At 60.4% G+C, this 23,365-nt stretch carries 19 protein-coding genes and 1 tRNA gene; 14 read left to right on the top strand and 6 right to left on the bottom strand.

What is annotated here, in order from left to right:
* Nucleotides 1–22 precede the first annotated feature (22 nt).
* The 3 genes from AC5RV2_RS00545 to AC5RV2_RS00535 all read left to right on the top strand — a co-directional run bounded on the left by AC5RV2_RS00545 (nt 23) and on the right by AC5RV2_RS00535 (nt 3,175).
* Complete coding sequence (locus tag AC5RV2_RS00545) at nt 23–1,057, top strand: acyltransferase family protein (RefSeq protein ID WP_494090672.1); 1,035 nt, start codon at nt 23–25, stop codon at nt 1,055–1,057.
* A gap of 258 nt (nt 1,058–1,315) precedes the next feature.
* The gene (locus tag AC5RV2_RS00540) at nt 1,316–2,776 is read left to right on the top strand and encodes a glyceraldehyde-3-phosphate dehydrogenase (RefSeq protein WP_494090700.1); all 1,461 of its coding nucleotides are present in this window, start codon (nt 1,316–1,318) and stop codon (nt 2,774–2,776) included.
* Between the two features lie 198 nt (nt 2,777–2,974).
* Nucleotides 2,975–3,175 (top strand): hypothetical protein, encoded by a 201-nt coding sequence (locus AC5RV2_RS00535; RefSeq protein ID WP_494012272.1) that lies wholly within the window; start codon nt 2,975–2,977, stop codon nt 3,173–3,175.
* A 68-nt stretch (nt 3,176–3,243) separates the two neighbouring features.
* Here the strand turns inward: AC5RV2_RS00535 and def are convergent, their stop codons facing one another.
* The 3 genes from def to orn form a co-directional block, all read right to left on the bottom strand.
* Nucleotides 3,244–3,816, bottom strand: coding sequence for a peptide deformylase (gene def, locus AC5RV2_RS00530; RefSeq protein WP_494090671.1), 573 nt, complete (start codon nt 3,814–3,816; stop codon nt 3,244–3,246).
* Nucleotides 3,817–3,928: 112 nt separating this feature from the next.
* Nucleotides 3,929–4,001, bottom strand: a tRNA-His gene (locus tag AC5RV2_RS00525).
* 151 nt (nt 4,002–4,152) lie between these two features.
* Nucleotides 4,153–4,767 (bottom strand): oligoribonuclease, encoded by a 615-nt coding sequence (gene orn, locus AC5RV2_RS00520; protein WP_493977407.1) that lies wholly within the window; start codon nt 4,765–4,767, stop codon nt 4,153–4,155.
* Between the two features lie 211 nt (nt 4,768–4,978).
* Between orn and mptB the strand changes: the two genes are divergently transcribed.
* The 8 genes from mptB (at nt 4,979) to AC5RV2_RS00480 (ending at nt 14,380) form a co-directional block, all read left to right on the top strand.
* Complete coding sequence (gene mptB / locus AC5RV2_RS00515) at nt 4,979–6,511, top strand: polyprenol phosphomannose-dependent alpha 1,6 mannosyltransferase MptB (RefSeq protein WP_494090670.1); 1,533 nt, start codon at nt 4,979–4,981, stop codon at nt 6,509–6,511.
* 36 nt (nt 6,512–6,547) lie between these two features.
* Nucleotides 6,548–6,976, top strand: a complete 429-nt coding sequence (locus tag AC5RV2_RS00510) for a DUF3224 domain-containing protein (RefSeq protein WP_494090669.1) — start codon at nt 6,548–6,550, stop codon at nt 6,974–6,976.
* 85 nt (nt 6,977–7,061) lie between these two features.
* Nucleotides 7,062–7,910: an ABC transporter permease gene (locus tag AC5RV2_RS00505; protein ID WP_494090668.1), complete on the top strand. Its 849-nt coding sequence runs from the start codon at nt 7,062–7,064 to the stop codon at nt 7,908–7,910.
* Nucleotides 7,894–8,685: an ABC transporter ATP-binding protein gene (locus tag AC5RV2_RS00500; protein ID WP_493999919.1), complete on the top strand. Its 792-nt coding sequence runs from the start codon at nt 7,894–7,896 to the stop codon at nt 8,683–8,685. Before AC5RV2_RS00505 ends, AC5RV2_RS00500 begins: the two co-directional genes overlap by 17 nt.
* Nucleotides 8,685–9,758 (top strand): glycosyltransferase family 2 protein, encoded by a 1,074-nt coding sequence (locus AC5RV2_RS00495; RefSeq protein ID WP_494090667.1) that lies wholly within the window; start codon nt 8,685–8,687, stop codon nt 9,756–9,758. Before AC5RV2_RS00500 ends, AC5RV2_RS00495 begins: the two co-directional genes overlap by 1 nt.
* Nucleotides 9,755–10,579, top strand: a complete 825-nt coding sequence (locus AC5RV2_RS00490) for a CDP-alcohol phosphatidyltransferase family protein (RefSeq protein ID WP_494090666.1) — start codon at nt 9,755–9,757, stop codon at nt 10,577–10,579. Before AC5RV2_RS00495 ends, AC5RV2_RS00490 begins: the two co-directional genes overlap by 4 nt.
* Before the next feature lie 5 nt (nt 10,580–10,584).
* A complete protein-coding gene (locus tag AC5RV2_RS00485; RefSeq protein WP_494090699.1) occupies nt 10,585–11,487 on the top strand; it encodes a glycosyltransferase family 2 protein in 903 nt (300 codons plus the stop codon).
* A 163-nt stretch (nt 11,488–11,650) separates the two neighbouring features.
* Nucleotides 11,651–14,380: a bifunctional glycosyltransferase/CDP-glycerol:glycerophosphate glycerophosphotransferase gene (locus tag AC5RV2_RS00480; protein WP_494090665.1), complete on the top strand. Its 2,730-nt coding sequence runs from the start codon at nt 11,651–11,653 to the stop codon at nt 14,378–14,380.
* Nucleotides 14,381–14,591: 211 nt separating this feature from the next.
* Here the strand turns inward: AC5RV2_RS00480 and AC5RV2_RS00475 are convergent, their stop codons facing one another.
* Nucleotides 14,592–16,490, bottom strand: coding sequence for a stealth family protein (locus tag AC5RV2_RS00475; RefSeq protein WP_494090664.1), 1,899 nt, complete (start codon nt 16,488–16,490; stop codon nt 14,592–14,594).
* A 114-nt stretch (nt 16,491–16,604) separates the two neighbouring features.
* Between AC5RV2_RS00475 and AC5RV2_RS00470 the strand changes: the two genes are divergently transcribed.
* Nucleotides 16,605–17,066 carry an FAD synthase family protein gene (locus AC5RV2_RS00470; RefSeq protein WP_494026033.1) on the top strand — a complete coding sequence of 154 codons (462 nt, stop codon included), beginning with the start codon at nt 16,605–16,607 and terminating at the stop codon, nt 17,064–17,066.
* A 117-nt stretch (nt 17,067–17,183) separates the two neighbouring features.
* Nucleotides 17,184–18,470 (top strand): polysaccharide pyruvyl transferase family protein, encoded by a 1,287-nt coding sequence (locus AC5RV2_RS00465; protein ID WP_494090663.1) that lies wholly within the window; start codon nt 17,184–17,186, stop codon nt 18,468–18,470.
* Between the two features lie 16 nt (nt 18,471–18,486).
* On the opposite strand, the gene AC5RV2_RS00460 is transcribed toward AC5RV2_RS00465, so the two are convergent.
* Nucleotides 18,487–19,584 carry an acyltransferase family protein gene (locus AC5RV2_RS00460; RefSeq protein ID WP_494090662.1) on the bottom strand — a complete coding sequence of 366 codons (1,098 nt, stop codon included), beginning with the start codon at nt 19,582–19,584 and terminating at the stop codon, nt 18,487–18,489.
* A 96-nt stretch (nt 19,585–19,680) separates the two neighbouring features.
* On the opposite strand from AC5RV2_RS00460, the gene AC5RV2_RS00455 reads away from it, so the two are divergent.
* Nucleotides 19,681–21,138: a glycosyltransferase family 2 protein gene (locus AC5RV2_RS00455; RefSeq protein ID WP_494090661.1), complete on the top strand. Its 1,458-nt coding sequence runs from the start codon at nt 19,681–19,683 to the stop codon at nt 21,136–21,138.
* Here the strand turns inward: AC5RV2_RS00455 and AC5RV2_RS00450 are convergent, their stop codons facing one another.
* Nucleotides 21,139–23,160 carry an acyltransferase family protein gene (locus AC5RV2_RS00450; protein WP_494090698.1) on the bottom strand — a complete coding sequence of 674 codons (2,022 nt, stop codon included), beginning with the start codon at nt 23,158–23,160 and terminating at the stop codon, nt 21,139–21,141.
* Nucleotides 23,161–23,365: the final 205 nt, after the last annotated feature.

Genomic DNA, 23,365 nt, shown 5'->3' with positions numbered 1-23,365 from the left:
GCACCGCCTGTAGGATGTCCGGATGCCTGCCACGCCGCCTTTGCGAGACCACCGACTGGACACGGCCAAGGGACTCTTGATCTTCGCAGTAGTTCTTGGGCACTTCCTGGAAGCTACCGGTAGCTGGCGCGCGGACGGGACGCGCTTGGCGCTGACCGGGATCTATATGTTCCACATGCCGGCATTCGTGTTCCTGGCCGGCGTGACGGCCAAGACCACGCGGCTGGGTCAGCGCCTTGGAACGTTCGCGGTGATTCTGGTGGCCTTCCAGGCCGCGTATTTTGTTTTCGTCCGGCTGCTGGATCTCGACCGGAACTTCTCCCTTGATACCCCGTTCTGGATTCTGTGGTTTTTGCTGGGCATGGTGTGGTGGCTTCTGCTCCTCCCCGTTGTTTTGCGGTTCCCCCGGGCTGCGGTCCTTTCGTCGATCGCCATTGCAGTGTGTGCCGGAAGCTTGGACGAGCTCGGATATACCCTGTCGGCATCCCGGACGCTGGTGTTCCTGCCGTTCTTCGTCCTGGGCGCTGCCTACGGCAAGCGTCTGGTGGCGGCGCTGGCCGCGGCGCCGACGGCGTGGAAAGGGATTGCGCTCCTGGCAGGCCTGACCGGTTGGTGGCTGGTGTACAGCCTGGAGATTCCGCACCAGTGGTTCTACGGCTCCTTCGGCTTCGCAAGGCTGGAAGTCGGGGATGCCGCAGGGATCGCGACGAGAATGGGACTACTTCTTGTGGCCGTCGTGGCAATATGTGCCCTCACCAGCGTGTCCCCGGATCGGGACGGCACGCTCGCACGGTGGGGTCGGCACAGCCTGGCCATCTATCTGCTGCACGGATTCCTTGTCCTGGCCACAGGAGCGTTCCTTCCCCCGCTTCAAGGGGTGTGGGGGAGCATCGGGGTCCTGGCACTCAGCCTTGCGCTGAGCGCAGCAACCGTCATGTTGCTGGCTTTGCCCGCCTTCGAGAACGCGATTCGCCGCGCATCCGCCCATGTCGTTAGGGGCTACTCAGGGACGGTCGAAGAGACCAGCGGCCAAAAAGGTCAACGCATCCGAACGTGAGGCAGTTCACCTGTAACGGTGCGTCCCTGCTCCGCGTAGTCTCTAGAATGGGTAACGGATAGGCGTGAGCCGCCGCCGATCGAGGGTCGACGACGGGAACGGGCCGATCCGCAAGCTTCCCGCCGGCACTTGGCGGTGGCGTGCCGTGTGGCCGGACAGACTGTCGGGCCATACGGCGTCGTCGTGAAAATCCACGGCGGTGACAACCGGGCTCGAGGGAGAACCCGGCTGATGTAGGAAGGTAATTCTGTGAACCAGATGTCAGAGTCGGCCCTGGATACGTGGACCAACCGCGAGGCACTTGCCGAAGCGATGATCCCCATGATCGGGCGCTTGTACCGCGAAAACAACGTAGTCACCTCCATCCACGGGCGCAGCCTGATCAACCAGTCCGTGGTGGGCATCCTGAAGGCGCACCGCTTCGCCCGCCAGATTGACGACGCCGAACTGCCGCTGGAAGAGACCTTCCCGGTGCTGCAGGCGATGAGCGAGCTGGACCTCGGCGCGGGTTCCGTGGACTTGGCCCGCCTGCTGGTGAAGTTCAAGAACGAGGGTGATGGCGCCGAACTGAAGGACTTCGTCCGCACCGAGCTGGCGGACATCGTCGGCAAGCGCGGCGCCGACGAGCGCACCAGCACCGACGTGGTGCTCTACGGCTTCGGCCGCATCGGCCGCCTGCTGGCCCGGATCCTGGTGGGCCACTCAGGCGGCGGCCACGGCCTGCGCCTCCGCGCCGTCGTAGTCCGCAAGGGCAGCGACGACGACCTGGTCAAGCGCGCCAGCCTGCTGCGCCGCGACTCGGTGCACGGCCCCTTCGAGGGAACGATTTCCGTGGATGAGGAAAACAACACCATCCAGGCCAACGGCACCCTGATCCAGTTCATCTACTCCAACGACCCCGCGTCCGTCGACTACACCCAGTACGGCATCCAGGACGCCATCGTGGTGGACAACACGGGCAAGTGGCGCGACGAGGCCGGACTGTCCCAGCACCTGCAGTGCCCCGGCGTCTCGCGCGTGCTCCTCACCGCCCCGGGCAAGGGCAGCCTGAAGAATATCGTGCACGGTGTGAACCACGCAGACATCACCGACGAGGACAAGATCGTCTCCGCGGCCTCCTGCACCACCAACGCCATCACGCCGGTCCTGAAGGCGCTGAACGACAAGTTCGGCATTGCCCACGGCCACGTGGAGACGGTGCACTCCTACACCAACGACCAGAACCTGATCGACAACTTCCACAAGGGATCCCGCCGCGGCCGCTCCGCTGCGCTGAACATGGTGCTGACCGAAACCGGCGCGGCCAAGGCAGTGGCCAAGGCCCTGCCGGAGCTGGAAGGCAAGCTGACCGGCAACGCCATCCGCGTCCCCACCCCGGACGTTTCCATGGCCATCCTGAACCTGAACCTGGAACAGGACGCCACCAAGGAAAGCCTGAACGAATACCTGCGCGGCATGTCGCTGAACTCGGACCTACGGAAGCAGATCGACTACATCGACTCTCCCGAGGTCGTCTCCACCGACTTCGTCGGCTCCCGCCGTGCCGGGATCGTGGACGGCCTGGCCACGATTGCCAGCGGCAAGAACGCCGTGCTCTACGTCTGGTACGACAACGAGTTCGGCTACAGCTGCCAGGTGGTCCGCGTGCTCGAGGAGATCGCCGGCGTCAACCCGAAGATCTTCCCGGCCGTTCTGGAACCGGTAGCCGAGACGGTCTGATCGCCCTTAGAGTGCAATAACGACGACGGGGCCGGCGGCATGCGAATGCCGCCGGCTTCCGTCGTTAACCGGCCGGTGGCATCGGAAACCTCATGCTGGTTTGTGGGCGTAGCGATCCAAACGGCCAAGCCGGCTGTGGGCGCCCGCGCCACTGCCGCCGCTATGGCTTTGCGGCGACGCCGTTCCTACAATGGCCGCATGGTAGAGATGACGCGTTGGGAACGGGCGCAGGTCAATTACAAGGAGGCCCAGCGGCTGCTGGACGCGGCGCACGACGCGTACGCCCGCGGCAATGTGACGTCGAAGCGCATCGACGAACTCAAACGGCTTCGGGACATCGCGCTGGAGGATCTGCACCGCTGCGAAAAGGACCATCGATCCAGTCTCACGGACAGCTGACCCGAACCGTGCCGCTGGGGGCTTGAGACCTCGAAGGATCAAGATCTCGCTTCCTTACAGGGCGGACGCTAGTGGCCGAACGGATCCGGGTCGACTCCCGGCAGCCACATGTTGCCGGGGACGCCCCAGCCTTCCTTCTTGATGTTCTTGCGGGCGCGCTTGCCCCACCGGTCGTTGAGCCGGTCGATGTACAGCCTGCCGTCCAAATGGTCGTACTCGTGCTGCATCACCCGGGCGAACCAGCCGGTCGCCTCGAAATCCACCGGGCTGCCGTCTGCGTCGAACCCCCGGACGCGGGCCCACTCGGCCCGCTTCAGGGGATAGCTGTGCCCGGGCACGGACAGGCAGCCCTCGTTTTCCTCGTCGGGGTCGGGTTCCGCACCCGAGACCTTGCCGAGAACCAGGGTGGGATTGACCAGGACGCCCCGCGGCGGGACGTCGTCGTCGTTGGCGAATTCATAAGTGAAGATCCGCAGTCCCACCCCGATCTGCGGAGCCGCCAGCCCTACGCCGTGGGCCTCGTCCATCGTCTCGAACATGTCAGCGATGATCGCGCGGAGCTCGTCGTCGAAATTCTCGACCTCGGCTGCACGGCGGTGCAGCACCGGCTCGCCGGTGATAGTGACGGGGCGAACGGTCATTTCTCTCCTTCGCTCAGGATGTCGGCGCGGGCGCCGCCGTCGCGGCCGGACATGCGAAGAGCCGCCCCGGCGTCGGGACGGCTCTGCCTGCCGGCTGCTGCCGGACCTTCGGGGTGAGTAACGGGGATTGAACCCGCGACCTCCTGGACCACAACCAGGCGCTCTGCCAGCTGAGCTATACCCACCACGTGCCCTCTTGTTCCTCCCGACGGGCCCCGCTCCAGCGGTTCCTGCCGGTCTCCAACCAGTAAGGCAACGCAGACTAGTTTACATGCTTTTCATCTGGCTTTTGCCACTTTAGGCGATTCCCGCAGTGAAAGTGGCGCAGCTAACATCCTAGTCCCCGGACGTGGCGCCGATGCTTGCGGCGATCTTCTTCGCGGTGGCCGAATCCGGGCCGGGGGAGGGGACGAAGACGGCCTGCCGGTAGTACCGGAGCTCATTAATGGAGTCCTTGATGTCGCCCAGTGCCCGGTGTCCGCCGCTCTTGGCCGGAGCTTGGAAGTAGGCCCGGGTGAACCAGCGGCGCGAGAGTTCCTTGATCGTGGAAACGTCGATGATCCGGTAGTGCAGGTGATCAATGACGCGGGGCATGTCGCGGGCCAGGAAGGTCCGGTCCGTGCCAACGGAGTTGCCTGCCAGCTGCGCCTTGCGGGGTTCGGGAACCCACGCCGTGATGTATTCCATCACCTTGTCTTCGGCCTCGGCCATCGTCATGCCGTGCGGGAGTTCGTCCAGCAGCTTGGAGGTGGTGTGCATGGTGCGGACGAAGTCGTTCATCTGGGCGAGGGCCTCTGCGGTGGGCTTGATGACGACGTCGACTCCTTCCCCCAGGATGTTGAGTTCCGAGTCGGTGACCAGGACTGCGACCTCGATGAGCGCGTCGGCTTCGAGGTCCAGTCCGGTCATTTCGCAGTCGATCCAGACAATATGTTCATTAGAGATTGGCACCCGATAAATGTATCGCGTCGGCGCGCTGGCGCGCGGGAGAGGCGGCAGGGAATGCCTTCGGCCCGGTGCTAACATGCAGAGAGCACCTCAAGCAGGCGTGCCTCCCACGCTGCCTTCGACTGACCGTTCCGAGGCGTGCAGACCACCCCCGCGGCACGCGCCGCACCGGACCAGGGTGTACTGACCCCGGAGTGATTGGACCGCCGAGACGATGACTGCCCAAAGACCCGCGACTGAACCTTCCAGCTCACGCAGCGGAAGCGTCGTCAAGGAACGGTCTACCCGGAGCATCCTCGAGGGCGCCATCGGCTCGATCATGATGTTCCTCGGGTCGCTGGGGGTGGGGTGGCTGGCCTCGGTGTCCGAACTGCGGCGCTGGCCGCTGCTGATCTTCCTGCGGGTGGAACTGGTCGGTGTGATCCTCTCGGTGATCCTGCTCGCCCTCGGGGGCATGATCCTGGTCCGGGCCTGGCTGCGGCTCGGCCAGCAGTTCACCGTCTGGGGCCGGTCCGCGCGGCGGGCAACGCTGACCGCCATTGTTGCCTGGGGCACTCCGCTGGCACTGTGTATCCCGCTGTTCAGCCGTGACGTCTACGCCTATATTGCCCAAGGCAAAGTCATGGTCAACAACCTCAATCCGTACGTGGACGGGTACGACCAACTGCAGAACTATCTGCAGACCGGAGCCGACGACCTCTGGGCACGCAGCCCCACGCCTTATGGGCCGATCTTTCTCTGGATGGAAGAGTTCATCGTCTGGCTCACGGGCGGCCACCCGGAATACTCCATCATCATGTTCCGGATCCTCGCCATCGCCGGTGCCGCGATGTGCGTCTACTACGGACCGAAACTTGCCGAACTGCACGGCATTAATCCCAACCGGGCGTTGTGGCTGGCCTGCGCCAATCCGTTGTTCCTGACCACCTTCATCGCCAGCATCCACAACGATGCCCTGATGCTGGGGCTGGCACTTGCCGGCCTCTACTACGCGGCGAACCGACGCGTACTGCTGGGCATCTTGCTGGTGACACTCTCGATTGGCATCAAACCGATCACCCTGATCTTCCTGCCGTTCGTCGGCCTGTTATGGGCGGGCAAGGGGGCCAGTTGGCCGCGCAAATTCGGATACTGGGCACTGACCGCCGGGATTTCCTTCGGGCTGCTGGCGATTCTGGGGATGATCAACGGGCTGGGATTCGGCTGGGTCGGGGCCCTCAGCCAGCAAGGAGCCGGCCTGATGATTTGGTACGCCCCGGTCGGGCTGCTGGGAATCTTCCTGGGACTGGTGTCCGGCGGATTGGGGCTCGACGGGGCGATGGTGCAGTCCGCCGTCTACACGGGCGGCAGGATCCTGGCTGTGCTGATTGTCCTCTACACCATGTTCCGCGGCAGTTACGACCGGATTGTTCGTCGGCTCGCGCTGGCGCTGGCCGCCGTGGTCTTGCTTGGCCCGATGATCCAGCCTTGGTACATCGTGTGGCTGCTGCCGCTGTTTGCGGCCACAGGGATCCGGAACGACTGGCAGGTGCAGACCGTCTACGCAGTGACGTCCTTCCTGATGATCTACGCGATCACCGACCAGCTGGACATCTTCCCCTACATCGAGTTCGACCTCGACATGGCGCGGCTCCTCGCCTGCATCGTTGCCGTCGCCTTCGCGCTGTACCTGGTGTTTCTGGATCCAAAAACGCGCAAGCTCTTCCGCAAGAAATACGCCGACTCACACGACCAGCGACTCTTCTGACGCGCTCGGCAACCGATCTAGGAGAAACAAGGCATCATGAACGACGCCGAACACATCATCGCCGCCGACTTCGACGTCACCGATTGGGTGCCGGAACCCTACGAAATCGAGGGAACAAGCTCGGACCTGAGCCGCGTCCGGGTGACCAAAGTATTTGACGGATTGATCACAGGCACCAGCCGGGCAGAACTGCTGATGGCCGGTAACAGCACCGGAGCCGGATACGTTGCATCCGAAGTGTTCACCGGCTCCGTGGACGGCCGCGAAGGCACGATGGTGATCCAGCACTGGGGCCTCGCGGAGGGCGAGGCTGCCGCGAGCGACGGGCACATCATTCCGGGCTCGGGCACGGGAGCGCTGGAGGGAATTGGGGGGAAAGCCATCTACGTCCAGGACGCCGCGGGCCAGCACAGCCTTGAACTGCGCGTGTTCTTCCGGGAGGGCGAATCCGCGGTTCGGGGCTGAATCATCTAAACTCGGTAGGTGCACCGCCGGTCCCTCAGGGGTGGCGACGCCACCGTCCACCTGTAAGTAAGGGAAACTACCTGGCATGAGCCTTGCCGAATATGCGAGCGAGAACCGCCTCCACCGAGTCGGTGCCCGCCCTTCGCTTTTCCGCTATCTCGCGGAAGCATGGACCCGTCGTGACTTCGCCATCGCCATGGCGAGGTACAAGATCGAGGCGTCGAACCAGCGCAACCGACTGGGCATGCTCTGGGTGTTCATCAAACCCACACTGAACGCTCTCCTGTACGGCGCGATCTTCGGTATCTTGCAGGGGGCCAGCCGGCCGGAGAACTTCCCGATGTATGTGGTGATCGGCGTGTTCCTCTTCGAGTTCTTTTCCACCTCAATGAACAACGGCGCCAAATCGATCACAGGAAACGGCGCCCTGGTGCAGTCCCTGGCCTTCCCACGGATAACGCTGCCCGTCTCCACCGTGATCCAGCAGCTGATGACACTCGTGCCAATGCTTGCCGTGATGTTCGTGTACATCCTGATCTTGGGTGCGCCGATCAGTGTGGAATGGCTGCTGATCATTCCGCTGGTTGCTATCTTCACGGTGTTCAACCTGGGCGTAGCCCTGATCGGCGCCAGACTCACGGTCCACGTCAGGGACCTGACCCAGTTACTCCCGCTCGTCACCCGGATCCTCTTTTACACCTCCGGCGTTCTGTTTTCCATCGACCGCATCCTGGCATCGCATCCTTGGGCCATCGCGCTGTTCGACTTCCACCCGCTGCATGAAATCCTCTCCATCGCCCGAGGGATTCTCATGCCGGGTATGGACTACGATCCGATCTACTGGCTCTACTTTTCCGTCTGGTCCGTAGCGGTCTTCGTTGCCGGAGTCTTGTTCTTTTGGGTAGCTGAGGAGCGGTATGGCCGAGTCGACTAAGACTGGAGAAGCGTTGATGGGCACAGACGCGGCCGGCGCCGCCCGTAAACCCGTGGTCGTCGTCGATGACCTGCATGTCAAGTACTACGTCCATGCCGGCGGAAAGCCGGTCAAGGGCACCGGGCGATCGCTGCTGCAGCGGGGAGCCGGCAGGCTCCGTACAGTCCACGCCCTGAAGGGAATCTCCTTCACCGCCTACGAAAATGAATCCATCGGGGTCATTGGCTCGAACGGATCCGGCAAATCCACGCTGATGCGCACGCTCGTCGGGCTAACGCCTCCAGCGCAGGGTGCCGTCTACGCCTCCTCTCGTCCGAACATGCTGGGCGTGGGGGCGGCCTTGATCCCGGACCTCTCGGGGGAAAAGAACATCCAATTGGGCGGGCTCGCGCTCGGGTTCTCCAAGCAGGAAATCAACGGGCTCCGGGACGACATCGTCGAGTTTGCCGAGTTGGAAGAGTTCATCGACCTTCCCATGCGGACCTATTCATCCGGAATGCAGGCGCGGCTGAAATTCGCCATCGCCGCCTCCAAGCAACACGAGATCCTTATCGTGGACGAAGCACTTGCGGTCGGTGACCAACGATTCCGGCAGAGGAGCGAGGCCCGCATCCGTGAGATACGCGAGAACGCCGGTACCGTCTTCCTTGTCTCGCACTCGATGAAATCGATACTGGATACCTGCAGCAGGGTCATCTGGATCAATAAAGGCGTGCTGGAAATGGACGGCGACCCGAGAGAAGTCGTGGACGCCTACAAGGAGTCCAGGAAATAGTGACTTCGGCATCCGTCTTGCCTCCGCTGGAGGAGTACCCTGGCGTGTCCTACATCATGCCCGTCCTCAATGAGGCGGCGCATATCCAGGACGCGGTCCGCAGCATCCTGAACCAGGAATACCCCGGGCCAAAGGAAGTGGTTCTGGCGCTGGGGCCTTCAACGGATGAGACTAACCGGATCGTGGCGGACCTGCAGGCGCGGGAACCGCGGTTACGCAGCGTCAACAGCCCCACCGGCCGTACCCCGGCCGGACTGAATCTTGCCCTTCAAGCCTCGAGTCATCCGGTCGTTGTCAGGGTGGACGCACATACGGAACTAGAGCCGCACTACACGAAGCGCGGGGTGGCAACGCTGCGACGGACCGGTGCGGCTGATGTCGGGGGGCTCATGGCCGCCCGAGGCAAGACTCCCTTTCAGCGGGCAGTCGCAGCCGCCTATGTATCGCCCTGGGGACTCGGTGGTGCGGCGTATCACAGCGGGGCACCGGAGGGCCCGGCGGAATCCGCCTATCTCGGCGTCTTCCGACGCGAGGTCTTCGACGAGGTCGGATTATTCGAGGAGACGCTGTGGCGGGGCCAGGACTGGGACATGTGCCTTCGCCTGCGCCAAGCCGGCTACACGGTCTGGTTCGACCCCGAGCTGAAGGTCGTCTATTGGCCGCGCGCGCAGTGGGGAAAACTGGTCCGGCAGTTCTACGCGGCGGGCATCTGGCGGGCAGAGCTGGCTAACCGGCACAAGGAAGGAAAATCCGTCAGGCACTTCCTGCCGCCAGTACTGGTGGCCGCGTTGAGCGTCGGCGTTGCCTCCGCCAGCATGCTCGCCACCGGCACGGCCAAGACGTGGCCGGCAAGCCTGCGGCTTCTGGCGGGTGCAGTGGCCGCCGTCCCCGCGTTTTACGGGGCGGGCGTCACGTACGCCTCCGCAAGCATGCCAGGCGACCTTGGTCGACCCGAACGACTACGGCTGCTGGCGGTGCTGCCAGGAATCCACATCAGCTGGGGGCTGGGGTATCTCCGCGGACGACTGTTCGGAGCGGCAGGCACCGTAGATACCAGCCGGAGGAAGTCGTGACAGCCGTTCAGCGGCCGGCGCGCCCCACCCTGGAGCAGCTCCGCTCCGTGGCCCAGCCGCCAGAGGTCCGGAGCAGAAAAAACGCTGAGCATTGGACCGCCGAGCTCTATCTCCGGCACATCTCCATCTACCTCACCAGCGTCCTGGTCCGCACCCCGATCTCCGCGAACGGCGTCACAGGCCTCATGATTCTGTCGGGGTGGGCAATTTCCGCATCGCTGCTGGTTCCGGGAATCTGGGGGCCGTTGCTCGCGGTCTTCTTCTCGCAATTGCAGTTGTACTTCGACTGCAGCGATGGGGAAGTAGCGCGCTGGCGCGGAACACAGAGTCCCAAAGGGATCTTCCTGGACAAGATCGGCCACTACACCACAGAGGGCCTGATACCCGTCGCCTTGGGGCTCCGGTGCCTGGGAGATTTGGGCCTGCTGCGCAGCGACCCGGGGGCGGCATACTTGTATCTTTTCCTCGGCGCTATGCTGGCGTTCCTCATCGTCCTCAACAAGGCCCAAAACGAGATGGTGCATGCTTCCCGGGCTCTGGCAGGGATGGACAAGCTCCCGGATACTGCGGCAGCGAAAGCTGTTCCCGCTTCTTCCGTGGTTGGCAAGCTCCGCCGCCTCGCTCGTTTCCTCCCCTTCCACCGGGTACTGCATTCGGTCGAAATGAGTCTATTGGTTCTGGCCGCGGCCATCGTGTCGTTGGTAGTCGGCGAACAAGTGCTGGGGGAGCGCTGGCTGCTATACGTCCTGGTGCCCGCAGTCCTGTTCGTAAATATCGGCCATTTCGTCGCCATCATGGCCTCGCCTAGGCTGCGGAAGTGAGCGCCATGCAACAAGACACGAGCCCCCAAGCACCGACCTTCGGGGTAGTCATCCTTACTCAGGGCACACGCCCCGTCGAACTGCAACGGGGATATGAATCGTTGCATCGCCAGCAAGGGGTGAAACTGGATGTCGTAGTCGTCGGCAATGGCTGGGACCCAGAAGACGTCCCGGCCGGTTTCAAGACGCTGCACATCGAAGAGAACATAGGCATCCCCGCTGGGCGGAACGCCGGCGTGCCGCATGTCAAAGGGGAGTACCTCTTCTTCCTCGACGACGACGCCTGGCTCCTTGATGACGATTTCCTTGCCCAATGCGCCAAGCTGTTCAAGGAGCAACCGGACATCGGCATGGTCCAGCCGCGGATCGAGGATCCCGAGAGTCCTAATGCACCCCAGCGTTGGATTCCCAGGCTGCGCAAGGGAAGCCCCTACCACTCCAGCAACGTCTTCTCCGTAGTGGAGATGGCCATCGCCATGCGGCGGGACGTGTTCGATAAGACTCCCGGATGGCCGTCGACCTTTTGGTACGCCCACGAAGGCATCGAGTTCGCATGGCGCGTCTGGGACACCGGGTTTCGGACGTGGTATGCGGGAAACCTGCGCGCCGGGCATCCGGTCATCGATCCCCGCCGGCACGAAGAGTTCTACCGACTTAACGCTCGCAACCGAGTCTGGCTGGCGAGACGGAACCTCCCTTGGCCGTTGTCTTGGACTTATGTTTTTTCCTGGACGGTAGTCCAAGTGACACGTGCGCGAGTTGACCCTTCTCAGCTGCGTCCATGGTTTGCTGGATGGCTCTCTGGATGGACCACGTCACCTGCGCAACTCACAAATCAGAATCTAAAAAAACTGCATTGGCGCACGGTACTCCGTATGACACTTGCTGGGCGTCTGCCGGTCATCTGAGTCACCGGATAGTTTGCTAAATCGATAGTGTAAAATTGTTTAAATTTTGCCTGGCGGATCCAAGGGCACTTACAGTGCTTCTGCTTCCCGCCATGGAGTAAGCTCCGGCAAAAATGCACAAGTTAAGCTGAGAAGATTCGTTATGAGAGATTGGAATCGTTCCGTGCCAATCGTTGGGGAAAAGCCCAAAGTTGCTGTGATCATGCCGATATACAACGTGGTGGATTACTTATCCGAAGCGCTTTCATCGATTCGCCAGCAATCAATTTTTGCGGACCTCGAGGTCATACTCGTGGATGACGGAAGCACTGATGGCAGCGACATGCTGGCTGAAGAGTTTTCGAACAGACACCACAACGTGACTTTCATCCGCCAAGAGAACCGGGGGCCGGGTGCTGCTCGTAACCGAGCCCTAGACTTGGTGACTGCCCCTTATGTTGGCTTTATGGATTCTGATGACGTCTTGGAGCCAACTGCATATGAACACTTGATCAAGTTCTTTGACGACCCTGAGGTTCATGTTGCCATTGGTAGACAGGAGACTTTTCCTAAGACCACAAGCTATGTCTGGGCTAAGTACTTTCGTGCCGGAACACGTCGCGAACAGGGGTTGGCAGAGATTCCTGACATGGTCCATGCGGCTGGCCCTTGCAACAAGGTCTTCCGGATGGAAGCTGTGAAGAAAGCTCAAGCAAGATTCCGTGAAGGAGTCTACTTCGAGGACGCATACTTCGTTCTTCCAATGCTACTGAGAAGTCCCCTCATAGGCATTCTTGATGAAGTCGTTTACCATTACAGGAAGCGTCTCAGCGGCGATTCGATTATGGACTCCCTGTTTTCTTCCGTCAAGAATTACTGGGACTATCTCGAACTTATCGAATTTCTTGCCAACCTAAAACAGGAGTTGACGAGTAGTCAGCGAACTCTGGTAGACAGGTTCATCACGCGCGGATTTCAAGGATTTTTGGTGCGATCAGCGTCGATGCTGCAGGAGGAGGACCTTCATGTGTTTCTGCTGCGGTCAAAAAAGGTAATCGAGGATGTTGATCCTGTAATTGCTCGACAGAGCGCCAGTGGATTGATACATCGGATACCCTTCGCCAATCTGATAGACAGGACTGAAGCGACCTACAAGAATGACGTATCCGTTCTGGGTCCGATCAGTATAGTTGGAAAGTCCGCATACGTTGGATACACACCAGGCAGCACTACAAATGTGATCAGACGAGGCGGGAGGGGAGCTCGCGCCTACGTTGAGTCGATCAGGGCAATTGATGGTAAGCAGGCCGTCCGCATTGAAGGACGTGTTTCCTTTGTAGGACTGAAGGCGGACGTCAAACCAGAGGTCGAGGTCAGTGTCCGCTTTGGCAAAAGTCAATTTCCTGGGGAATGGTTTGCAAGGCAGGACAAACGACACACAGAGGGCCTTTGGTCGGGATTTCGCGTTGACGTCCCAGTCAGTAAGTGGAAGACCGGCGAACATCGCGTTCTGGTGCAATTGCAGAGCGAGCGAGGACGTATCGCTACCCGTGCTTTCAAGACTGCCGCCTACTTTCGAAACTCTCATCCAGTCTACGCGGGAAATAAAAGGTTTTCATTTTCTGCCAATGAACATAGTCAGGTCCGAATTGTAATCGAGGCCCGATCCGGCGATGTGCCTACGGTGAGCAGACGAGCTAGGAGGTTCTTCAGAGCCGTATTGGACTCTTGGCATGACTATCGGGGCGGAAGGGCTTTCGCCGGGATGCGGCTTCTCCGTCTTCTTACGCGCCCGCTTGTCAGAAAGCCGGTCTGGCTAATAGGGGAACGCTGGGACATAGCTCAGGACAATGGAGTGTCCCTGTTCCGATACCTAGCTGAATTTAGAAATGACATCAAAGCCATCTATGTAGTCGACCGCGCGTCTGAGGCATACAATCGGGTACGCGAAATAGGTCCAGTGATCGCGCACGGATCCTTTCGGCACAAATTCAATCTTCTCCATGCGCGGGCCCTGGTGTCGGCTTTCGATGTGGACACTTATATGATTCCCCGCGATTGGGATAAGGCCAGCTACCTTGAACATCTTTTGCCGTGGCTGTCCGTAAAGCGCGTATTTCTGCAGCATGGCGTGACTTGGCGTGAGGAGTCCAAGGGTCTGCATCGCCTCGTCCAAGGCTATGATCTTGTGACCACGGTCGGTGACCGTGAGCGCGAATATTTTGCTAGCGAACTAGACTACGGAGACTCCGCGGTCGCTACCGGTTTCCCGCGTTTTGATTCCCTAACTCGAATCACCGGTGAGAAGAACATATTGTTCGCGCCGACTTGGCGGTCATATCTGGTGAAGCCCTCTTATAGCACGGGCGGTTCAAGTGTTCTAAGCGCGGAATTTGCCTCGACCGAGTACTATCACGCACTAGTGGGGGCGCTAAACAATGAAGAGTTGAGAAAGACCCTAAAGCAGCATGGGTATAAGTTCAGGTTTTTGCCCCATTATGAGATGACCGAGGTGGTTGCTGGTCTATATGAAAATGACGACCTGGTCGAAGTTCTGGACCAAAGGCGTGTGTCTTTTCAAGAAGCCCTGCGGAAAGCCGACCTTTTTATAACAGATTATTCATCAACAATGTTTGATATCGCGTACATGGGGACGCCTATAATCCATTATTGCTTCGATGACGGGGACTTTTGGTCCAAGCATGCCACTCCAGGATATCTGGATTTCGCCAGCGAGTCATTCGGCCCGGTTGCTCGCAATTTGCATGAGTTGCATGACCATGTCCTTACATACCTCGAAAGAGATTGTCTCCGCGAAGAGGAATATACTATGCGCGTTAAGGAGTTTTTCCGGCACAACGACCGCGAGAATTCGCGAAGGATGACGGAGGCCATCGCTGCTATCACAAGGTAAAGGCAATCCCGTCCAAGGTCGCAACCTTTCATTGGGCTTTTTACTGAAGGTTTTCTGAGCTCACGTACTGCTCTCTTAAGACCATTCCCGCAAGTGAAAGCCTTGATGATGTGGCCTTCCCCCTGCCAATCGAATGGCGGCAAAACTCGTGGCGGCCGAACAGTAGGGTCAGAGCACCTAGTGATTTGGGCGTCATTGCCTCGCAGAGAACCTAAACCTTGGTCGGTTTCGAGGCGTATTCGAAGGTGGAGGGGATTGGGAAGTACTTTTCAAGGAAGTCTGAAATGACCGCTTCCTCTATCGGCTTTGCTCCGAGTACTGGAGCATCGTTAATGCAAAAGGTGTCGCGGTCGCGGTAGGCCAACGTCGATTTGAGGATCCCGGAGTAGGAGTCATCCAAGACGTTGATGTAGTGGTATCGCAAGTTTGCAGGTACTGCTCTGCCGGTGATCTGCGCGTAATAGTGGAAGAGTTGATCCGCAACAATGTCGTCGTGGTGCCTAAAGTGACTTGACCAGGTTCGTCGGTACAGCGTCTCAAACCGTTCTTCCATCTCAAGCTGCACGCTGCGCAATTGCGGATGCGGGGTATGCTTTATAGCCCGCGAAACTGTAATGCCATATTCGTCTTTGAGGAGGGCCCGCATATTTCGGGTCAGGTTAATGTGAGGTTCGTCCATCACGCTGGGTTCGCCAAATGGGCGGCGGTTGTTGGAAGGCGAAACCTTGACTAATCCGCTGGGCAAGAAGAACTGGTCGGGAGAAACTGGCCGGCCGAAAAACACATCGTCGTTGATGTAGACGTAGTGTTCGCTCAAACCCGGGATGTAGTGCAGGCGCGAGATGATTGAATTGCTGTTGAATGTGGGCAAGCATGACTTGTCATCGTAAATGTCTTCATGAGTGACTAGTTCGATCTTTGGGTGGTCAATGTTGAGCCAAGTCGGCTTTTGCCCATTGGTGACGAGGAATATTTTCCTGAACCAAGGCGCGTACATCTCTAATGAACGAAGGGAATATTTCAGTTCGTCCCGTGAGCGGAATCGAGCGGCGTGATTGGCTTCCTTGTGGTACTCCACACCTTGAAGCTTCGCCTCCAGCCGGCGCCTAGAATCGATCCACTCAGGATCGTCACCATCAACCCACGTGTACACGGCATCGATGGGGAATGTGATGTCGTCAAGCATGCGTTGGTTGAAGATGGAGTAGGTCGGGTACTCGTCTTCGCCAATCGTCACGGTTTCCGGTCGGAGCTCTTTCACGGTGATCAGCTGTGCAGCTGAATTCCGACGCGGCGTGAGCATATTTGCCGGGTTCATGTTGTCTCGCTGCCAGAATTCAACGTCGCAACCGTACCCCATTGAAGTCCGGAACTTTGTCGCGCGGTCCTCGAAGAAGGAGGCAAACCTCAAAACCTTGGCGCTCTGTCCCATGGGCACCTGATCGAGGCTGCCCGCCAACTGCAATCGTTTGTCAGCTGCCAGTTCGCTGACGTCTTGAACGTACACAGCCTGGTCACGCAATTTGCGACTCAGGGCGTCAAGGACTCTGGCACGGTTCGACTCCTGTACAGCGATGGTGTAGCGAGTCTTTGAGTCGTTCCTGACGATAGCCCAATCGACGCCCTCGTTGGATAGCGCTCCCGATACGAGGTCCAGGTGTAGTTTCCGGATTTGTTCCGGCATCCGGGAATCAAGCGGTCGGCGGAGAATGCCGTCCGAGCGGTAAAGAGTCTTGTCCAGCTGCAGCAGCCGCTGCTCCGCGATGATCCGCTGCCGTGGTATGCGTCGGTCGACGACAGAAGAGGCGATGCCAGAAACGGACTTGTGAAAATGCCGGTATGCCTCAGGCCCGAGAGCACCTCGCAGCGTGCGGGTAACTCCGGATTTGCGGATGAGCTTTCGCAGGGCGTCTGTAGTCGGGGAACTCATCGCGTTGATAGGGGTGCGCCAGGTGCGTTTGGGACAGTCACGGCGAAAGAATCGTGCTGGTGCCGGGCCGCGGTTTCGCTGGCCCGTACTGCGTATTTCCCCCTGAGAGACATGCTTTCCTTCGGTTGTTCCTTCGCTCGTTGCAACCCAGATTTCGAGTTCAGACGAGCTGGAGTCCAACGGCCAATGTTAGCAGGCACGTTTCACCACGTTCTCTAGGTTAAGGGAGAGTGAACAGAACTGCCTAGAATGGAGCTTAGTTTTCCGCCTCTCTGCATCTACCAAAGGACCGTTTTGGGCAAGACAGTACTGACGTACGGCACCTTCGACCTCTTCCATATTGGCCACCTCAATATTCTGAAGCGCCTCAGCGCCCTCGGGGACCGCTTGATTGTCGGGGTCTCCACCGACGAGTTCAATGCCGTCAAGGGGAAAAAGCCGGTTGTGCCGTTCGAGCAGCGGATCGAGATTGTGCGCTCCATCCGGTACGTCTCCGAAGCCATCCCGGAGGAAAACTGGGAGCAGAAGCGGTCAGACATTGAAAAGTACGGGGCGGATGTCTTCGGAATCGGTGAGGACTGGAGAGGCAAGTTCGATGACCTGGAGGACAGGGTAGAGGTGGTCTACCTTCCCCGGACCTCAGGCATATCGACGACCGAGATGAAGCGTGTTTTGAGCGCCTTCGACGAGCGCCACGTTGAGGAGCTCAAGCGCACGTTGGACAGCATCAGCCAGATCGTCAAGGAACTGTCCTAGCGTCGGTTCAACCCCTTCGCCCAACGGGCAGAACTTCGCCGATAACGAGCGTGTCCTGCGGCGCGTCCAAGATGCCTGGTTCTACAGTGGTGCCACCAGATTTTTTGAGGACTTCTCATGAACATTCCTTCCGAAGTGCCCCTCCTCGATCGCCTTGCGCTTGCTCTGAGCAGCATGCCTGGAGCGGATCGCATTCGTATCAAGCGACAAGCGGATAACCTCCTTGCCTTGGATGTTTCGCTGCACGGGGACCGCGTCGCCTTCGACCTGGTTGTGCAACCGGCGGAAGTGCGGCTTCTGCTCTTTGGCCGCACGCATACGGCCAGAACGTTCGTGCGCTCCTTGCTGCGCAACATGGCATGGTCTGCCGAGCGGGATGGGGACAAACACCTTCTGGAGACGTGGCGGGGGCATGCGAGCGCGGAGCAGATTGCACGGGAAACGCACAAGATTATCGCCTCGCTTATCCGGGCGGCAGCATGGGGGCGAATAGACGCCAGGACTCGGAAGCTAAAGCGAGACGAGATTCCGGCATTTTGGTGGAACGGTAGAGTCAACTTCGGCGACCTCATCGGGCCTTGGCTTGTCTCGTCACTTAGCGGCAAGCGGCCGGTGAATGTCCGTGGGACGTTGGCTCATCCTGGCGCCATCATGTCCGTCGGGTCGGTCATCAACATGTTGGAACGTCCCGGATACAACGTCTGGGGATCCGGGCTGCTCGCTCCTCTCCATAGCGGCACGGTGCGACGTCTCCGAGCCCGCAAGCCCAAGCGCGTAGCTGCAGTACGGGGCCGATTAACCAGGCAAGAACTCGTACGGGGGATGGGCTGGGACGTGCCCGAAGTATACGGAGACCCCGCTCTCTTGTTGCCCCGGATCTTTCAGCCGCAGGCCTCCGCGCAAAGGGCAGAGCCGGTGTTTATTCCCCACTACAAGCACAAGGCACTGCTCCCGCCGGGACTCGACCGGGACATCACGGTCATCGACGTGGAAAGGGATGCGCAAAGCGTGGTGAGCGAAATTGCCATGGCCTCGCACGTGGTGGCGACATCCCTCCACGGCCTCATTGTTGCTCAAGCCTATGGAGTCCCGTGGACCTGGCTGCAGATAGAGGGCCAGGAGCTCGCGGGAGACCACTTTAAGTTTGAGGACTTCTTCTCGACGCTTGACGCTGAGTCCGTCACCCGATTCTCTTTGGGCCCCGGGATGTTGTCCGCCGCTGCCCTGGCGACGGCTGCCCAACGCGCCACAGTGCCCGCCTTGAACGTAGATCTCGATCAACTTTGGGACGCTTACCCGCACGAAGCACTGTATGGGGGACCCTTAAGGCGCCAGCAACAGCGGAGGCGGCTGATCAACGGCGCCCGAAGGCTTGGTCGCCGGTTTGCTTCGACCGGACGGTAGCGTCAGACAATATCCCTTACTTGTGCAGGATGTTCGAACGGTCAGCGGCGTCCGATCTCGAGGTGCGCCTGCGGTTCGGGTAGAGCTTGGATCCGAAGGCATGCGGTTCAACTAAGGGCTGGGCAACGGCTTTCACCGGCTTGGTCACGGTCAGAACGCAGAAAAGCGCGGCCACTACGATGAAGAGGATCGCCCGCCAGGTGGGGGATGCCTCCTCGGCAAGAGAAGCTGCCCCCACCAGCGTGAGTACCGGCAGGTGGAGAAGATAGGGGTACATCGTCGAGCGCCCGGCACTCGCCACCCATCTCCCCGGCGCACTTGGAGCACCGGGAGTGCCCGGCAGAACCAGCATGAAAGCTGCTGCTAAAAGCGTGCCGACGAGCAGAGCCCCCAGGCGCCACGCCATGCCTTCGACCGGGCCGAGATCCATTGCCTCGTACCCCGCGTTGCCGAGGAACGGACGCCGCCAGAAGTCCTCTTTAAGGACAGCGGTGAGTGTTGCAGCCAGAGCCAGCGCCGTTGCGCCGGCGATACGCCAGGAGCGTTGCTGGCGCCACACCGATATCTTGTCGACCAGCCAGGGGCCCATGAGAAATACCGGCAGAAAGTAGAGGATGCGGGACAGGGACAGGAAGCCATCAATGTTCTCGCTCAGGCCAGCCAGCAACGCAAGGATCGTGGCGAGCAGCACCGGTCGCGGAAGTCCGCTGAACCACGGCCCGATCAGCCGCCAGCCGGCAAGGGCCACGAGGAACCATAGACCGAAGGTCTGGAACGTGAAGGACCAACTCGGGGTACTTCCCTCGACCACGTAGTTCACCCCGAAAGCGATCAACTGGAACGCGATGTAGGGAGCGAGGAGCTGCCAGAAGATTTTCTGTAAATTCTCGCCGTTGGCGGTTGCACGGCGGGCGCCCCACCCTGCCAAGAGCACGAAGACCGGGATATGGAACATATACACAAAGTTGGACACCATAAGCGCCAGTCCGCTTTCGCCGCGGAGCTGGCCCATGAAATGACCCACAACCACCAGCACGATGGCGGCCCAACGGGCTTGGTCTATCCATGTCTGTCTTGGCCGTGAGGGATTGAGGTGAGTTTCTGCTGCAGGCACGGTACTCCACTGTCGGTGACGGATCGGTAAAAGGCTACCTGCTCTCGCGAGTTTCCGGCCGCCCGACGGCCCGATAGGCTTGAGCTTCATGACCGGATGAAGGGACGGTGTCAGATGTCTTTCCGCAACAGGCTTTCGGGTGTTGCCCGCAAACTGACGACCCGGGCGAGAGACTCGGAAGAATCGAATCGGGACACTGGCCCCTCGGGAAGCGCTTCGAGCGCACGGGTCGCTGTGATCATTCCGGTCTATAACGCCATGCCGTATCTCACTGAACTGCTCAACTCCCTCGAAGCCCAGGACCTGGCCCCCGAGCTGTTCGAAATCATTACCGTTGACGACGGCTCCACGGATTCCAGCGGCGCGATCCTTGATGCCTATGCCCAGCGGATGGGCAACATGCGCGTTGTCCACCAACAGAACAGCGGATGGCCCGGCAAGCCCCGCAATGTCGGAATGGCCAGCACAGACGCCGACTACGTGTTCTTTTGCGACGCCGACGACAAGCTGGGACCGCAGGCTCTGCGCAGGATGGTGGAGTTCGCCGACCGGAACGGCACGGATGTGCTGGTGCCCAAAATGGTGGGCATTGGAGGGCGCCGTGTGCAGAGCGCGCTGTTCCGGGAAACGGTCGTAGACGCAGACCTGCGCACCATACTCCGGTCACTGTCGCCGCAAAAGATGATCAGGCGGGACCTGCTGGTGGAGAACGGCATCCGCTTTCACGAGGACAAGGTCCGGCTGGAAGACGGAATGGTCATTTCCCAGTGCTACCTGAAAGCAAAGAGGATCTCGGTCCTTGCGGACTATGACTACTACTTCATCCGTACACGCACGGACGGGGCCAATATCAGCAGCGCCGCCACGATCCCCGAAGGTTATACGTGGTCTGTGGGGGAAATCGCCAAGATCCTCCTGTCCGGAGCGCCTGACCCGGAACTGGCGCGACTCTTGGTGCTGGACCTCTACCGGCGCAAGTGCCTGCGCATCTACGAACCTCACCGGTACCTGAAGATGTCGGACGACACCCAGCGGCGCTGGGTGATGGCACATGCCGACTTCGTCGATACCTATGTCCCCGAGGAACTGGTTTCCTCGCTGCCCGTGGCGATGCAGCGCAAAACGTCCATCATCCGCGGCCGCGATGTCACGGCCATGATTGAGACTTGCCGCCAGGAAGAGGAACTTGAGGTGGATCCCCGAGTCTCCGGGAGCGCGTGGAGCGACAGCCGACTGACGATGACACTGGAGGTGGACTCGCCGGCCGATCAGGTCTCCATCATCCTGCGCACCCGCGATGGCAGCAAAGAAGTGTCCATCCCGGATGTCCAGGCCGCAGGCCGCGGCCGGTTTGACTTCGACATCAGCGAAAGTGTGCTGGCGGGCTTTCGCGGGACCATCGTCGACGCCTTCGGCGAGTTGTCCCGCGAAGGCCGGACTGGGAGCCAGAGGCGAATTGGCGTGGCCCCCGACGCAGCCTTGCCTAAGGGGGCAAAGGGGGAGCGGCCCTATGCCACCGTGCACGGCAATTTGAGCCTGGACCTCCGCGGCTGACTAGTTGCGCAAAGCCTTAAGGATGGAGCGTTCCAGATACGGGGCCAGGGTTTGCGCGTACGTGGCGGTGATGTGCGAGGCATCAAAGTACGTGACGACCGATCCCACAACGGCAGGGCAGGAACCGTCCGCGCAGAAGTAGCCATCCATGTCAACGGCGCGAATCTTCGGATGGTTTAGTTCGAGGGCCGCAGTGGTGACCGGATCCATCCAATGCCACTCTTCCGGCGTACCCGCGCATTCCTGAGGGGCTCCAGGATTCTCGGCGAGGCAGTCCGGAATCGAATCGATGGTGTTGCCGGGGAACGGCGGGTCCTTGATCACCAAGACGTTGGCACCGCTGTCGGCCCAACGGGACAAGTAGTCCCGGTAGCCCTCGACGGCGGGAGCTTCGGTAGTGCCCCACGATTCCCCCTGGACGGGCACCGACTGTCGTTCCGAGGTGATGACCAGATCGAAAGCATCGCCGGATGTTTCATCCAGGACCCACTCTCCGTAGGCGAGGCAATTGGTGGTCTTTTGCTCGGTATCGAACTGTAAAGGCACCGAGGTCGGATTGCACCGGGAGACCAGGTAGGTGGAGACCGTCCAGTCGTTCCGTTCAGCCAGCACCTGCAGGGCCGGGAGCCAATGCCCGGCATGCGAGTTTCCGACCAGCGCTACCTTCGTTGGCCCATCCCCGTAGGTGCACACGGGCCGGTCGGTAAAAGGCTGGTTTGACCAGCAGCCATCTGCATAAGCATCAGATTTGTCGTCCTTTGCAAGGGACGGCTCGGGGACCACCGGCGCCTGCGGGTCTGGAACACACACGTCAAACCCCTTCGCGATAGCGGCGGCACCAAAGCATGGATCACCGTTGCTCACCATCGCGGCGAGTTGTTGTTCGGCCTGGGCCGCGCGGTGGTTGACCTCCAACAACTGGGCGCCGCCGACCGCGGTGAGCAAGACCATGCCGGCTGCCGCGAACCGGTAAGTGGGCGCCAACCCCCGCTTGCTGGACGGAAACCGGAAACGGTCCTCAATGTAAGTCTTGCTGAGGCCTGCCAGCACCAGCGTCGCAGCCAGGATCAGCGACTTGTCTAGCCAGCCGAGGTCCCCGCCACTGACGAAGGGCAGGAGGACAATCAAGGGCCAATGCCAGAGGTAAACCGAGTAAGAAACCTCACCGAGCCACTGAACCGGGCGGTTTCGCACCAGGGCAGTGGGGGAGAACCTGCCCTCAGCGTGAGCCAAGATCACGAAGGCTGTCCCCATGACCGGCAGCAACGCGGTATATCCGGGGAAGGGCGTGGACCCGGTATAGAGGACGCCCGCCCCGACGATTGCCGCGAGGCCGAGCCACGCCAAGACGGTCCGAAAAACCTGCGGCACGTATGGCACCAAGGTCGGCGCAGCCAAGGCCACCAGACCGCCAAGGCCAAGTTCCCACATACGGGTGGGGGTAATAAAATACGCGCTGCCCGGTTCAGAAGCAGTTGCGGCGACGGAGAACGCCAGGGAAAGGACCACTACGGCAGTCACCGCGCCGAAGAGCAGGCGGCGTGCGTTCAGTCCTCGTTTTGCCGCTACCCAAAACACCGCGAAGACCAGGACCGGCCAAAACAGGTAGAACTGCTCCTCCACCGACAAGGACCAGAAATGCTGGGTCGGAGTAGGGGCGTTTTCTGCCGCCAGATAGTCGACCGAGCTGCCGGCTAAAGCCCAGTTCTGTACGTACAGAGCCGACGCAATGATTTCCTTGGCAATAGACCCCCATTGCGTCGGCGGGGCCACCAGCCTCGACGCCACGGCGGTCGCGGCGAGGACGACAAAAGCGGCCGGCAGGAGGCGGCGGATGCGACGTCCCCAGAAGGCTGCCAGCCCCTGCCAGTCCAACGGTGGCCGCTTGACCAGATGGGAGGTGATCAAGAAGCCAGAGATGACGAAAAAGACGTCCACTCCGACGAAACCGCCGGTCAACCGTTCAGGCCACAGATGGTAAACGACCACCAGGGCCACGGCTATGGCCCGAAGCCCTTGGATATCAAGCCGAAGGTCCTTGCCTGTTTTCTTCGGCGATGCGGCGGTACGAGGCGGTGCTGCTACAGCGATGGTCTTGCTCCTGAGGGTTGCGCCGGAACGACAGCCGCTAGTCTATCGAACGCCATCATTCCCCGTGCCGGGCAGCGGCAGCGCCGTTCAGCTAATCCTCAGTCAGCTTGCTAAGCTATTCCAGTTGTGCCGCCGC

The sequence above is a fragment of the Arthrobacter sp. Y3225116 genome, from assembly GCF_059091245.1.
Note: the sequence above shows the minus strand (reverse complement) of the source record. Positions and strands in the feature narration are given on the sequence as shown.